This window comes from Pseudobutyrivibrio xylanivorans DSM 14809, from assembly GCF_900141825.1.
Taxonomy (GTDB): Bacteria; Bacillota; Clostridia; order Lachnospirales; family Lachnospiraceae; genus Pseudobutyrivibrio; species Pseudobutyrivibrio xylanivorans.
The window spans coordinates 39,827-52,767 of sequence record NZ_FQYQ01000004.1; the positions used below are offsets into that span (position 1 = coordinate 39,827).

The following is a 12,941-nucleotide window of genomic DNA, read 5'->3' on the forward strand; positions in this document are numbered from 1 at the left end:
CCCTTAATTTCCTAAAATTCTTTTCTCTAATTCATCAAAATTATAATCTCTCTGTGAGAAATTATGGAACTTGGTGTTAGTTCTAGGTTTAGCAGCAGTGTTAGTGTTAGCACTATTATTTCTGGTGCGTGCTGCTGTTGAAATGTTAGCAACGTTTGCCATGCTATGTTCAAGGTCAAGTCTCTCAACATCTCCCATTGTTCTAACACCTGCTTTGTGCCAGCTTGTAAGAATAGAATCTGCATATGGGAATGATGGCTTGTTAGTCTGCATGATAGTACGCTTGCAGGCTTCACATATTAAATCGAGAGCCATTCCGTATGAACCTGACCACTTGTTAACATAGTTGAGCTCGGACTCAACCAAAACTCTTCCTGAAATACCAAAAGACTTCATAATAGAGTAAACAAGATTGTTACGAGCACTTGATGTGCTGATAGCTTCGTCCACAGTAGTTATACCGTCCTCTGCCCAGTTGCGGGCTACAGTGTCCATGTAGTGGAAGCTGTTGTGGCCACCGCCGATGCAAGTCTCGACAAGGTACTGGATAAGATCCACTGAGAAGTGGAGACTGTCATACCAGAATAGAAGGGTGGTAGTATCGCTGATAGACAGTGGACGCTTCAGATAAGTCTGAATAGCGAAAATTAAATCCTCTACCTGCTGGTCTTCGCTGAAAGCCTTGAGCTGATCAGGGCTGTAGCTAGGCTTAGTATCAACGGTGGTGTAAACAGGAGCTATATTGTTATTTGCAGTAGATGTGCAGTGAGTAACCTTGTTCATGGATGTAATGTTGGATATGACAGGGCTTTCAGTCTTGCCATATCCATTACCATTCACATCTACTAAGTAGATTCCAGAAAGCTCATTATCTGAAGAATACTCAAGGCGAAGAATGCCCACTTTCTCCCAATAAGTAAAGGCACGCATTACGTCTTTTTCTGTGTGGTCTAAACAGTCCGCCAACTGCGAGATGGAAAATTCGAACCCATCCCTAGTAAGACAACGAAGCAGATAAAGGTAAACCTTTACATATTCTCCATTAGCGTCTTTCATGAAATCGTCTATGAAAGAATTTGAAACACAGGTAAAGCCTGTGCCCCCAGTTGTGTGCAACATGATGTCAGCCATAAATTATTCATCTCCCTCTTAACTATGTGGCAAATTATAGCAAAGTCACATTGAAAAGAAAAGGGTCTGAAGTCCCGCAAGCCTTGTAAATAAAGGGTTTGTGAGGATTGTGGATAATGTGGAAAAGTGCCCTCGATATAGCAAAAAAGGGACAAAAAAATCCACATCTTTTTGTGGGGAAAAAACCTCAAAAAAATGTGGATAATGTGGATAACTATTTTTTAAGTAGATTTTCGCCTACTAAATACACGTCTCCGGCACCCATAGTTATCAACAAGTCATTGTTCAAAACATTTTTTTCTAAAAATTTTTCACAGGCCTCAAAAGTGGCTAAATAATGGGCTTCTGTTCCGAGCTTTTCCAAACGGTCTGCAATGTCTTTTGAGCTGACACCATAAATGTCTGGCTCACGGGCTGGATAGATGTCTGGAAGGATAACTATATCTGCGGTGCTTAATGCATCTGCGAAATCATCTAATAAGCTGAGTGTACGTGTGTAGGTATGAGACTGGAAGCAAACAATTATACGATTGTGTGGGTAGTTTGCTGCAGCTGCAAGGCTGGCACGAATCTCTGTTGGATGATGAGCGTAATCGTCGATAACAGTAGCACCCTTGTAAGTACCCTTAAGCTCAAAACGACGGTGAGCACCACCAAATTTAGAAAGTCCAGTCTTGATACATTCGTAATCAACACCCATTTCAATACAAAGAACAATAGCTGAAAGAGCATTGCTGATATTGTGGTCTCCAGGTACGTGAAGAGTGATACGCTCAAGAGCCTGTCCATTGTAAACAGGAACAAAAGAAGCAAATCCTTTTTCATCGTAAGAAATATCTGTAGGAACAATATCTGCTTCACCATGAAGAGCATAAGTGATTACCTTGCACTTAAGTCCGTCAGTGAAGTAAGAAACATTTTCAATCTCATTATTAATAATAAGAGCACCATCATCTGATGTGTTCTCTGCAAACTGTCTGAAGGATGCACGAACGTTATCAAGATTCTTGAAGAAATCAAGATGATCAGCTTCTACATTAAGAATAATGTTGTACTTAGGGAAAAAGCTGTGGAAGCTGTTTGTGTACTCGCAAGCTTCTGCAACGAATACATCGCTGTTACCAACGTGAACATTGCTGTGGATGGCATCGAGAATGGCACCTACAGTGATTGTTGGCTCAGTTGTTGTCTCAAGAAGAATCTGGCTTACCATAGAAGTGGTAGTAGTCTTTCCGTGAGTACCTGCAACTGTGATTGAGTTAGCATAGTTCTCCATGATTTCACCAAGGAGCTCGGCACGAGTGAGCATTGGCTTACCAGAGGCCTTTGCTGCCATAAGCTCAGGATTGTCCTCAGAAATGGCTGCTGTGTAAACAATCAAATCGATATCATTTGTGATGTTCTCAGCTGCCTGTGGGTAATTTATCTTTGCACCCATTGCTTCAAGATGCTTAGTCAAATCTGAAGAAGATCTGTCTGAACCAGAAATAGTGAAGCCAGCACCAAGAAGAATCTCGGCAAGGCCACTCATGCTGATACCACCGATTCCGATAAAGTGGACGTGGCACTTGTTATTAAAATCAATTTTATACATTGTTTTTTCTTCCTTTTTTCTTATTAAAGAATAACCTCCCCTACAATACCCCCAATTGCATCTACTTTCAAGGGTCAACTTAAGGAAAATTATGGATTATTTTGTTTAATATGACGGTGAATTGTCAAATAATTAACGAATTAATCGTAAAAAATTAGAATAATATTGCGTGTAAATTATCACTTTGTTATACTAAATGCATAAGAGTGTAGAATTCGTTAGATTTTGCAACTCTTAAAGGGGAGTGCTATGGGTTCTTTTTAATTGGCACATCCTTGACGGACACCATGAGAAAGGCAGATGAAAAAGGATGATTAGAAAAGAAATGATCGCAATGCTTTTGGCTGGTGGGCAAGGAAGCCGTTTGGGCGTACTAACGTCAGACGTGGCAAAGCCAGCTGTCTCTTTCGGAGGTAAGTATCGTATTATCGACTTTCCTCTATCAAATTGTATCAATTCAGGGATTGATACCGTTGGCGTACTAACTCAGTATCAGCCTCTTGTTTTGAACTCTCATATTGGAATAGGTATTCCATGGGATTTGGATCGAAACAACGGAGGAGTTACTGTTCTCCCTCCTTACGAGAAGAGTGACACTAGTGAGTGGTATTCTGGTACTGCTAACGCAATTTTCCAAAACCTTAAGTACATGGAGAGCTATAACCCAGAGTATGTGCTTATCCTTTCTGGAGATCACATATATAAGATGGATTATGAGGCCATGTTAGATTTTCATAAGGCAAAGGGTGCTGATGTTACTATCGCAGTAATACCAGTTCCTATTGAGGAAGCATCGCGATTTGGCGTAGTTATTGCTGATGACGATAAGCGAATCAGCGAGTTTGAGGAGAAGCCACCTCAGCCACGTAGTAATTTGGCTTCAATGGGTATTTACATCTTTAGTTGGAAGGCACTTAAGGAATCACTTTTGGCCCTTAAGGATCAAAGCAATTGCGATTTTGGTAAGCACGTGCTCCCATACCTTCACGAGAAGGGTTCGCCAATGTATGCTTATGAATTTAACAGCTATTGGAAGGATGTAGGAACACTTGGTTCATATTGGGAAGCCAATATGGAGCTTATAGATTTAATTCCAGAGTTTAATCTTTACGAGGAGTTCTGGAAGATTTATACAAATCAGAACATTATCGAGCCACAGTTCGTAGCAAATTCCGCAGTAGTGGAAAAGGCGATCGTAGGTGCGGGTGCTCAGATTTATGGAGAAGTATATAACTCAGTACTAGGCGCAGGCGTGGTTATTGAGGAAGGCACAGTGATTAGAGATTCCATCATCATGGAGGGAGTCAAGATAGGAAAGAACTGTGTAATAGATAAATCGATTGTTGCCGAAAACACAGTCATTGGCGATAACGCTAAGATTGGTCAGGGCGAGGAAGTAGAAAGCAAGCTGAATGCCAGCGTATATTCATTTGGATTAGCGGTAATTGGTGAGAATTCTATTATCCCAGCAAATGTAACTATTGGAAAGAATACAGCTATCAAGGGCGAGACAAGCGAGGGAGATTATCCTGACGGACAATTAGCAAGTGGTGGCTACATTATCAAGGCAGGTGATCGATTATGAAAGCATTAGGAATTATACTAGCAGGTGGAAACAGCAGCAGAATGCAGCAGTTGACGGACAAGCGTGCCATCGCTGCAATGCCAATAGGCGGAAGCTACAGATGTATTGATTTTGTTCTTTCAAATATGACAAACTCACACATCCAGACAGTAGCAGTACTTTCACAGTACAACGCAAGATCTCTAAACGAGCATCTTAATTCATCAAAGTGGTGGAACTTTGGTAGAAAGCAGGGAGGACTTTTCCTTTTTACACCAACAGTAACCACAAATAATAGCTGGTGGTACAGAGGTACTGCAGATGCTATTTGGCAGAATATTGATTTCTTAAAGAAAAGACATGAGCCATACGTAATCATTGCAAGTGGAGATGGCGTTTATAAGCTGGACTTCAACAAGGTTCTCGATTATCATATTGAGAAGCAGGCTGATATCACAGTGGTTTGCGCTAAGCTTCCAGAGGGAGACGACATCAATAGATACGGTGTGGTTACAATGGATAGAGATGGCAGAATCACTGAGTTCGAAGAAAAGCCTATGGTGGCAAACTCTGATATGGTTTCTGCTGGTGTCTATATCATTAGAAGAAGAGCTCTTATCGATTTATTGGAGGAGTGCAATCGTGAGGGCAGGTACAACTTTGTTACAGACATTCTCATAAGATACAAGAGCATGAAGAAGATTTACGGCTACAGGATGGAAGGCTATTGGTCTAACATTGCAGACGTAGATAGTTACTTCAAGGCAAACATGGATTTCTTACGCAAGGATGTTAGAGATAATTTCTTCCACACAGAGCCAGGAGTCTTCTCAAAGACTCACGACCTTCCACCTGCAAAATACAACGCAGGCTCAAAGGTTTCAAACTCACTTATTGCTGGAGGATGTATCATTAACAGCACTGTAGAGAATTCTGTACTGTTCAAGAAGGCGTTTGTTGGAAACAATTCAGTGGTTAAAAACTGCGTCATTTTGAATGGAGCATATATAGGAGACAACGTACATGTAGAGAATTGCATCGTAGAAAGCCACGAGACGTTGCTCAGCGGATCAACATATATTGGGGAAAATGGTATCCGCATCGTTACCGGTAACAAAAACAGATATGATATGCCAGTTGGGGAGGTATAACACAAATGCAAATTACAGACATCAGAATTCGCAAGATTGAAAAAGAAGGCAAAATGAAAGCTGTTGTTTCAGTAACAATCGATGAGGAGTTTGTAATCCACGACATCAAGATTATTGAAGGAGATAAGGGACTGTTTATCGCAATGCCATCAAGACGTGGCTCTGAGGGTGGCTATAAGGATATTGCTCATCCTATCAAGTCTACGACTAGAGAGCAGATGCAGACAATGATTCTTAATAAGTATAAAGAAGAGTTCCCTGAGTAGTATTTTATGTATTTAATTGTAGGTCTAGGTAATCCAGAGAGAAAGTATGATGGAACCAGACATAATGTAGGATTTGAGGCTATCGATGCCATCTCTAAGCAGTTTGGAATCGAGGTGAACCACAAGGAACACAAGGGAATTGTGGGAAAGGGAATCATTAACGGAAAGAAAGTGATTCTTGTAAAGCCACAAACTTACATGAATCTTAGTGGTGAATGTGTCTTGCCACTTACAGATTATTATGAAATTGATCCATCCACAGAAATGGTAGTTATTTCAGATGATGTATCTCTTTCTACCGGAAATATCCGAGTGAGAAAGAAAGGCAGCGCAGGTGGGCATAATGGTCTGAAAAATATCATTAATCTTCTTGGAACCAACGAATTTCCTAGAATTCGTGTAGGCGTTGGAGAGTGCGAGGGCGATATGATTGCTCATGTACTTGGAAGATATGACGCTGAGGACAGGGAAAGAGTAGACGCTTCCATGGAAAAAGTTATTGGAGCAGTTGAATTGTTCCTGGATGGTGATTTGGACGCTGCAATGAATAAATACAATAAGAAAGAAGAGAAATAGGATAAATCTTACGGGCACACTTAAAAGTGTGCCCATTTTTGTAACAATGTTATTTACAATAACGATTAAAAAATCTATACTTAAGGTTGTAACAAGTAGGCAATATCTAGTAGTAGAAAAGGGATGAGTGATGGTTAATCAAACAATTATTATCAAAGCAAGAATGTTGGGAAATGTGGAGGTTTTGTACAATGATAAACCTTTCACAATCGAGCGAAATAATACTACAAAGGTAAATCAGCTTTTCCAGATGTTATTGTATTACACAAACGGTTTACCTCGTGAGCAGGTAATGTATAACTTGTTCCATAACGAGGATATAGCTGATGAGTCTAACAGTTTAAGAGCGCTTGTATTCAGATTAAGAAAGGCACTTCCAAAGGTAGGCCTTCCTGATGAGGATTATGTACATGTAAAGCGCGGACAGTATCGCATCAGCCCTAATGTAACTGTAGAATGTGATGCTATAGAATTTGAAAATATTGCTAGACAGGCTCTTGCTTCAGAGGATATTAAAGAGCAGCAGAAGCTTTTAGAAGAGGCTGTTAAGCTTTACAACGGAGACTTTTTACCAGGTCTCAGTGGTGTAGAATGGGTTGTAACTGTTCAGGTTAAGCTCAAGAAACTTTATGACAGATGCTTAAAGCAGCTTATGGAGATGTATATTCTCCAGGAGAAGTTCGATAAGCTTTATAAGGTTAGTCATAAGGCTGATGGATTATATCCATACGACAACTGGCAGACATACGAGATGCAGGCTCTTATCGAGCTTGGCAAGGCTAAGGAAGCGCTCAAGCTTTATGAGGATACAGAAGCCCTCATGTTCCAGGAGCTTGGTGTTTCAGTTTCTCAGAGTATGTCAGCACAGCTTGATAAACTTGGTGAACAGATTAAGAATAATACAGATGTAATCAGCGAGGTAAAGAAGAACCTCGATACTTCAAAAGAGGATATTGAGGGTGCGTTCTACTGCACATATCCAATCTTCGTTGAAAGTTATAGATACATTAAGCGTGTAATTCGTCGTTCAGGCCAGTCTGCATGGCTTATGCTTTGCACAATTACTGACGGAAAGGGATTTGCCCTCAATGATTCAGATCGATTAAATCTTCTTTCAGACGAGCTTTCTGAGGCTATTAGAACATCAGCCCGTGGAGGCGATATGTATGCAAGATACAGCAACAATCAGTTTGTTGTACTTCTTCTCGATATCACTCAGGAGGACTGTGTATTGGTTCAGGCTAGAATTAATGAGAACCTCAGCAAGGAATCTAGAAAGAGATATATTAAATATCACCTTGCTCCAGTTAATTTGGCAAGTGCAGGAACTGATAACGATACAGATGAGCTTCAGGATATTGTAAGGGGTGAGGATTAATGCCAGTATCAGCTAGAATGAAAAGAACTCCAAATTGTGTTGGAATCTGCATTGAAGAGGCAAAGAAAGGCTTTAAGGGAAGAGTGTATAATTGCTTTTCCAAGGAGCCACAGAGCTTCAACGATATCAATGAAATGTTTTATATAGTAGAAGGTGTTATGGATGCACTGAATTTCCCAGCAGTCAAAACAAAGAACAGAACCTTTAAGAAGACTTCTGTAGACTTTGAAGTAAAACCGCTTGATGTTGAGAATAAGGTTTTGGAAGCTGAGGAATTGATTCCTGCAGATGTTAAGGATGGCTACGTACTTATGGTTACCAGCCGCGATAACGTTACATGGCAGGGAATGATATATGACAAAAAGAAAGATGTTGAATTTACTTTCAATAGTGAGGTAGAACTTATAAGATTGCTAAAATAATGTAGAGCAAGTGGAGGAAGCAAGTGGGAAGATTTAAGTATTTGCTTTCACTGATTGTTCTGAGTATTAGCCTTGTGGCATGTGGAACCCTCGAAGGGACATCCGCTATACAAAGCAGCGGACCAGGAGATACTGTAAGCGTTTCATCGGGAGGCACTCGGGCAAAAGAGTCCAATGGTGTCAGAACCAATGAGATAGTTGTACTTGAACCTGTGGCAAGCGGTGTTACTGTTTATTCAAACAATGATGCCGCAATTGATGCCAGCAATGCTGCTGATGGATATGTGATGGTAAAATATACCGGAAGTGCCGCAAAGGTTAGAATGCTAATAGAGACACCAGCAGGGAATACATACAATTATCTGATGGCGCTTGATGGGAATTATGATGTTTATCCATTGTCTGAAGGTAGCGGAAAATACAAAATCGGTGTCTATGAGAACCTACACGATGACCAGTATGCAGCAGCATTTACTCAGTCAGTGAATGTCACTCTAAAAGATGAATTTAGCATGTTCCTGTACCCAAATGCCTATGTGGATTTCAATGCATCCTCAAAGGCAGTATTAAAGGGTGCAGAGCTGGCAACAGGATGTAATACCGATCTTGAGGTGGTACAGAATGTATATCATTACATTATTGAAAATATTACCTATGACCATCAAAAGGCGGCTACAGTCCAGTCAGGTTATATTCCAACGGTGGACGAAACTTTGGCCACTGGAACAGGAATATGCTTTGACTATGCCTCTTTGATGGGAGCAATGCTAAGGTCACAGGGTATACCAACCAGATTAGAGATTGGCTACGCTGGAACGGAGTATCATGCATGGATATCTGTTTATGTTCCAGATGTGGGTTGGATAGACAAGATTATACAATTTGACGGTAAAAAATGGACATTGATGGATCCAACACTTGGTTCCTATGCAAGTAAAAGTATAGTTAAGAAATATCTAGAAGACGACAGTTACTATCAATTGAAATATAAATATTAATGGGTGGGGCTATGAGTGAGAAATCTAGAAAGAGATTAACGTCAGAAGAACTATATGCATTCTCAGATGAAATGGGAATGATGATTTCAAGTGGTGTATCGGCAATTCAGGGACTTGCCATGATGATTGATGAATCAGAGGGTGGTGAGGAAAAAGAGCTTCTTACAGAGATGGAGAAAGTTGTTGGTGAAACAGGTTCTTTATCCAAGGCTATAGAGGGAGCAGGCGTTTTCCCTGATTATTTCGTAGAGATGGCAAAGATGGGTGAGCAGACCGGTAAAATGGATTCTGTTCTGGTAAATCTTGCGGCTCATTATTCTAGAGAAATGGCTATAAGTAATGCCATTAGAAGTGCGGTTACTTATCCGCTGATGATGGTTGCTATGATGCTAGTAATCATCATTGTATTAGTTACAGAAATTATGCCTGTCTTTGACAGGGTCTTTAAGCAGCTGGGTGGCACAATGGATGGCCTTTCAGCAGGCTTTCTTTCAGTTGGAAAATTCATGAAAAGCAATGGCGTATTATTCTTAATTCTTTTGGCTGCCATTGTGGTATATCTCATTGTTATTAATAAAACTTCATGGGGCAAGGAGCACAGAAACGGCATCCTATATAAGAGCCCAAGATTTAAGTCTATTCATTCAAAGATTGCTACAAGTAGATTCGCATCGGCTATGGCAATGACTCTTTCAAGTGGTATGGATGTAATGCAGTCGCTGGATGTCAGTGGACGAATTGTAGATGCTCCAGAATTTGAGCAGAAGGTTGAAAAATGTAAGGATTCCTTTGCGGATACAATGGATATTGGAAAAGCATTTTCAATGTCAGGAATCTTTGGAGGACTCTATGGAAGAATGGCAATCTTAGGCGCAAAAACAGGTAATATGGAGACAGTTTTAGAGAAGGTTGCTACAACATATCAGCAGGAGGCTGACGAGGAAATTAATGACCTTATCGCAGTTGTAGAGCCAACATTGGTTATTATCCTTTCGGTAATTGTTGGTATTATCCTTCTTTCAGTTATGTTACCACTGTTAAACATTATGTCAGGGATGATTTGATATGGCTAAAACAAGATTTGGAAGCCTTGATGGCATTCATCAAATCAAAAAAAAGAATGTGGCCTCGACAACACTTATATCTGCAGGGCTATTCATTCTCATATTTATAGCGTTCCTGTTTGCTGTATCCAAGGCATCTGAGGGCTCTGTTGAAGAACAGAAAAACAACTTGTCTAATGCGATAGACAGGGCTGTTATGCAGTGCTACGTCACAGAGGGACGTTATCCAGAAAGCTTTGAATACCTTAAGGAAAACTATGGAATTATTTATGATGACGAGTTGTTTAGGGTAGATTATGTAATCTTTGGAACTAATATGAAGCCGGATATTACAATCATAAATATCGGCGAAAGGTAGTTTTGGGAGGAAAAAGCCTTGGCAATGAACAAGAATCGATTGAAAAAACATAATATCGATATCATGTTCCTTATGATTCTTTTCTTGATATTCACTTTTTCTGCAGTGAGTGTTCTTTTGCTGGCCGTTAATTCTTATAAGGCTGTAGTTGTGTCTAATGAGAAGAATTCAAACACAAGAGCAGCAACAGCTTATATTAGAGAGAAGGTGCGTCAGCACGACAAAAGTGGAAGTATAGATATCTCACAAATCGATGGAATCGAAGCTATCAAAATGGATGAAGGAGAAGGATATTATCTTTATATCTATTACTTGGATGGCTATCTGATGGAGTTAGAGGCTAAGGATGATGCTGGAGTAACTGCTGATTTTGGAAATCAGCTGATAAAGATAAATAATCTTGAGTTTAGTTGGAAGAACACTCAACTGATTGAGGTGGAGGTAGAAGAGGCTACTGGAGAGAAAAGGGTAGTAGATATAGGAGTTAAATCAGCATTATATATTGATGATAACACCGCTGATTCTGAGGGATTAACAGAAGAGGAGGTGGCAAATGAGAACTAGAAATAATGGCTCGCGTATTTTTATGACGGAGCTTATGTTTTCAATATTATTCTTCATTATAGTATCTGCAATATGTATACAGTGTTTTGCTACCGCCTATGCAAAGAGCAGAGATGCAAGTGAAATTACAGGTGCTGTAAATGCAGCAACAAATGCAGCAGAGAGATATCTGGTAGAACCTGATTTTGAGGGATTTACAGAGTATTACGATGAAAACTGGCAGATTGTAAGTAATGAAGGAGCATATAAAACAACTGCAATTATAACGGATGCAGAGGATAAAAAGAGCTGTCAGTCGCTACATATAGTAGTAGCCACTAATGACGATAGGGAAATCTATTCACTGGTTGTGGAAAAAGCTTTGAAATAAGGGTATTGGTGTGGATTAATATGGAAGAACAGAAGAGTCAAGCACGTTCAATAATAAATATTGGAACCTCGCTGATGGTTGTGATTCTCATTGGCTTGGCTTTTGCTGTAATTGCAGCTTTGGCTATATCTTCAAGCCACAATAATTACAGCTTAAGCGAGAAGCAAAAAGCTCATACAGACGAATACTATGCTGCATCTAATGAGGCGTATGAAAAGATAGCGGCATCAGAATGGGCTAATCAGGAGTTTTCAGTGAGTATAAATGATACACAGGACTTAAGTGTAAAGGTAAGTGGTGGAGAAATAGTCGTCTGGGAGGTTATCAATAATAGCAGCTGGGAGGCAGACAGTACTCAGCCAGTAATAACTTTAGATGACTGGAATTAAGGAGGAACTATGGCTGTAGATATCGTAACCTACTTAACTGATGCGGTAAAAAAGTACAAAGCTTCTGATGTATTTATTATTACAGGACGCGAAATATCATTTAGAGTAAATGATATGGTCCTTACCAGATCCGATCTGGAAAGCAGCAGTGTTGAGAAGTCTGAGCAGGATGAGGGTCCTGTTATGCCTGCAAAGGCAGAAGAGTTGGTTACTCAGATTTATCAGCTGGCAAAAAGAGATATGGAATCCTACAAGAAAAATGGAGATGACGATTTTTCTTTCGCAATAAAGGATGTTTCCAGATTTAGAGTAAATGCATTTAAACAAAGAGGTACTTACGCGGCAGTAGTACGTGTAATTACTTTCTCTTTGCCTGATTATAGGCATTTAGGCGTCCCTGAGTCTGTAATTAATCTGTCAAATGAATCAAAGGGACTGGTGCTTGTAACAGGTCCTGCAGGTAGTGGAAAATCAACTACACTTTCTTGTATTGTAGATAAGATAAATAAAAACTATAATAAGCATATTATCACCTTGGAGGATCCGGTTGAGTACCTCCACAGACATGATAAGTCTATTGTTTCCCAGCGAGAAATACATCTTGATACGGAAAACTATGTTACGGCTCTACGTGCGTCTTTGCGTCAGAGTCCTGATGTTATTTTGCTTGGAGAGATGCGTGATGCAGAGACTATCTCTGTAGCTATGACTGCTGCTGAAACAGGACATTTGATTTTATCAACCCTTCACACAATAGGCGCGGCAAACACTATAGATAGAATTATAGATGTATTCCCATCAGAGCAGCAGCATCAGATTGCGCTTCAGCTTTCGATGGTTATTAAGGCTGTAGTTTCACAGCAGCTTGTTCCCGCAATTGATGGAACACTAGTGCCAGCATTCGAAGTTATGACTGTTACACCAGCCATTAGAAACATGATTAGGGAGAATAAGGTGCCACAGATTGAGGGTGTAATTTACTCAAGTGACACTGATGACATGGTTTCTATGGATTCTAGTCTTTACAAGTTGGTAAAGGATGGTAAAATCACTAAGGACACTGCGTTAGAATTTTCAGTTAATGCAGAAATGTTAGGAAGAAGATTAGGAGTGTAA

15 protein-coding genes are annotated in these 12,941 nt (G+C 40.1%); 13 read left to right on the forward strand and 2 right to left on the reverse strand.

Annotated features, from left to right (window positions below):
- Positions 1 to 3: 3 nt before the first annotated feature.
- Both BUA88_RS04315 and murC read right to left on the reverse strand, forming a co-directional pair.
- Positions 4 to 1,131 carry a DnaD domain protein gene (locus BUA88_RS04315; RefSeq protein WP_072913194.1) on the reverse strand — a complete coding sequence of 376 codons (1,128 nt, stop codon included), beginning with the start codon at positions 1,129 to 1,131 and terminating at the stop codon, positions 4 to 6.
- A 214-nt stretch (positions 1,132 to 1,345) separates the two neighbouring features.
- Positions 1,346 to 2,725 (reverse strand): UDP-N-acetylmuramate--L-alanine ligase, encoded by a 1,380-nt coding sequence (gene murC / locus BUA88_RS04320; RefSeq protein WP_072913198.1) that lies wholly within the window; start codon positions 2,723 to 2,725, stop codon positions 1,346 to 1,348.
- Between the two features lie 310 nt (positions 2,726 to 3,035).
- On the opposite strand from murC, the gene BUA88_RS04325 reads away from it, so the two are divergent.
- From BUA88_RS04325 to BUA88_RS04385, 13 genes are all read left to right on the forward strand, one after another.
- On the forward strand, positions 3,036 to 4,310 hold the full coding sequence (locus BUA88_RS04325) for a glucose-1-phosphate adenylyltransferase (protein WP_072913202.1): 1,275 nt from the start codon (positions 3,036 to 3,038) through the stop codon (positions 4,308 to 4,310).
- Positions 4,307 to 5,440: a glucose-1-phosphate adenylyltransferase subunit GlgD gene (glgD, locus tag BUA88_RS04330; protein ID WP_072913205.1), complete on the forward strand. Its 1,134-nt coding sequence runs from the start codon at positions 4,307 to 4,309 to the stop codon at positions 5,438 to 5,440. Before BUA88_RS04325 ends, glgD begins: the two co-directional genes overlap by 4 nt.
- 5 nt (positions 5,441 to 5,445) lie before the next feature.
- The gene (gene spoVG / locus BUA88_RS04335; RefSeq protein ID WP_028247506.1) at positions 5,446 to 5,706 is read left to right on the forward strand and encodes a septation regulator SpoVG; all 261 of its coding nucleotides are present in this window, start codon (positions 5,446 to 5,448) and stop codon (positions 5,704 to 5,706) included.
- Between the two features lie 6 nt (positions 5,707 to 5,712).
- Entirely contained in the window at positions 5,713 to 6,282 is a 570-nt protein-coding gene (gene pth, locus BUA88_RS04340; protein WP_072913208.1) for an aminoacyl-tRNA hydrolase, read from the forward strand.
- A 130-nt stretch (positions 6,283 to 6,412) separates the two neighbouring features.
- Positions 6,413 to 7,660 carry a BTAD domain-containing putative transcriptional regulator gene (locus BUA88_RS04345; RefSeq protein WP_072913210.1) on the forward strand — a complete coding sequence of 416 codons (1,248 nt, stop codon included), beginning with the start codon at positions 6,413 to 6,415 and terminating at the stop codon, positions 7,658 to 7,660.
- Positions 7,660 to 8,082 carry a hypothetical protein gene (locus BUA88_RS04350; RefSeq protein ID WP_072913213.1) on the forward strand — a complete coding sequence of 141 codons (423 nt, stop codon included), beginning with the start codon at positions 7,660 to 7,662 and terminating at the stop codon, positions 8,080 to 8,082. The genes BUA88_RS04345 and BUA88_RS04350 overlap by 1 nt, the downstream gene beginning before the upstream one ends.
- A gap of 23 nt (positions 8,083 to 8,105) precedes the next feature.
- Positions 8,106 to 9,080, forward strand: a complete 975-nt coding sequence (locus tag BUA88_RS04355) for a transglutaminase-like domain-containing protein (protein ID WP_143151397.1) — start codon at positions 8,106 to 8,108, stop codon at positions 9,078 to 9,080.
- An 11-nt stretch (positions 9,081 to 9,091) separates the two neighbouring features.
- Positions 9,092 to 10,144, forward strand: a complete 1,053-nt coding sequence (locus BUA88_RS04360; protein ID WP_072913487.1) for a type II secretion system F family protein — start codon at positions 9,092 to 9,094, stop codon at positions 10,142 to 10,144.
- A 1-nt stretch (position 10,145) separates the two neighbouring features.
- Complete coding sequence (locus BUA88_RS04365) at positions 10,146 to 10,502, forward strand: hypothetical protein (protein ID WP_083572390.1); 357 nt, start codon at positions 10,146 to 10,148, stop codon at positions 10,500 to 10,502.
- Between the two features lie 24 nt (positions 10,503 to 10,526).
- Complete coding sequence (locus BUA88_RS04370) at positions 10,527 to 11,066, forward strand: DUF4860 domain-containing protein (protein ID WP_242939578.1); 540 nt, start codon at positions 10,527 to 10,529, stop codon at positions 11,064 to 11,066.
- Entirely contained in the window at positions 11,056 to 11,436 is a 381-nt protein-coding gene (locus BUA88_RS04375; RefSeq protein WP_072913218.1) for a hypothetical protein, read from the forward strand. The genes BUA88_RS04370 and BUA88_RS04375 overlap by 11 nt, the downstream gene beginning before the upstream one ends.
- Positions 11,437 to 11,456: 20 nt before the next feature.
- Positions 11,457 to 11,825 carry a hypothetical protein gene (locus BUA88_RS04380; RefSeq protein ID WP_072913221.1) on the forward strand — a complete coding sequence of 123 codons (369 nt, stop codon included), beginning with the start codon at positions 11,457 to 11,459 and terminating at the stop codon, positions 11,823 to 11,825.
- Positions 11,826 to 11,834: 9 nt separating this feature from the next.
- The gene (locus BUA88_RS04385) at positions 11,835 to 12,941 is read left to right on the forward strand and encodes a type IV pilus twitching motility protein PilT (protein ID WP_072913224.1); all 1,107 of its coding nucleotides are present in this window, start codon (positions 11,835 to 11,837) and stop codon (positions 12,939 to 12,941) included.

Bases quoted from the DNA above. Each gene is read 5' to 3' on its own strand.
- BUA88_RS04315 (WP_072913194.1), bottom strand. From the start codon at position 1,131: ATGGCTGACATCATGTTGCACACAACTGGGGGCACAGGCTTTACCTGT.
- murC (WP_072913198.1), bottom strand. From the start codon at position 2,725: ATGTATAAAATTGATTTTAATAACAAGTGCCACGTCCACTTTATCGGA.
- BUA88_RS04325 (WP_072913202.1), top strand. From the start codon at position 3,036: ATGATTAGAAAAGAAATGATCGCAATGCTTTTGGCTGGTGGGCAAGGA.
- glgD (WP_072913205.1), top strand. From the start codon at position 4,307: ATGAAAGCATTAGGAATTATACTAGCAGGTGGAAACAGCAGCAGAATG.
- spoVG (WP_028247506.1), top strand. From the start codon at position 5,446: ATGCAAATTACAGACATCAGAATTCGCAAGATTGAAAAAGAAGGCAAA.
- pth (WP_072913208.1), top strand. From the start codon at position 5,713: ATGTATTTAATTGTAGGTCTAGGTAATCCAGAGAGAAAGTATGATGGA.
- BUA88_RS04345 (WP_072913210.1), top strand. From the start codon at position 6,413: ATGGTTAATCAAACAATTATTATCAAAGCAAGAATGTTGGGAAATGTG.
- BUA88_RS04350 (WP_072913213.1), top strand. From the start codon at position 7,660: ATGCCAGTATCAGCTAGAATGAAAAGAACTCCAAATTGTGTTGGAATC.
- BUA88_RS04360 (WP_072913487.1), top strand. From the start codon at position 9,092: ATGAGTGAGAAATCTAGAAAGAGATTAACGTCAGAAGAACTATATGCA.
- BUA88_RS04365 (WP_083572390.1), top strand. From the start codon at position 10,146: ATGGCTAAAACAAGATTTGGAAGCCTTGATGGCATTCATCAAATCAAA.
- BUA88_RS04370 (WP_242939578.1), top strand. From the start codon at position 10,527: ATGAACAAGAATCGATTGAAAAAACATAATATCGATATCATGTTCCTT.
- BUA88_RS04375 (WP_072913218.1), top strand. From the start codon at position 11,056: ATGAGAACTAGAAATAATGGCTCGCGTATTTTTATGACGGAGCTTATG.
- BUA88_RS04380 (WP_072913221.1), top strand. From the start codon at position 11,457: ATGGAAGAACAGAAGAGTCAAGCACGTTCAATAATAAATATTGGAACC.
- BUA88_RS04385 (WP_072913224.1), top strand. From the start codon at position 11,835: ATGGCTGTAGATATCGTAACCTACTTAACTGATGCGGTAAAAAAGTAC.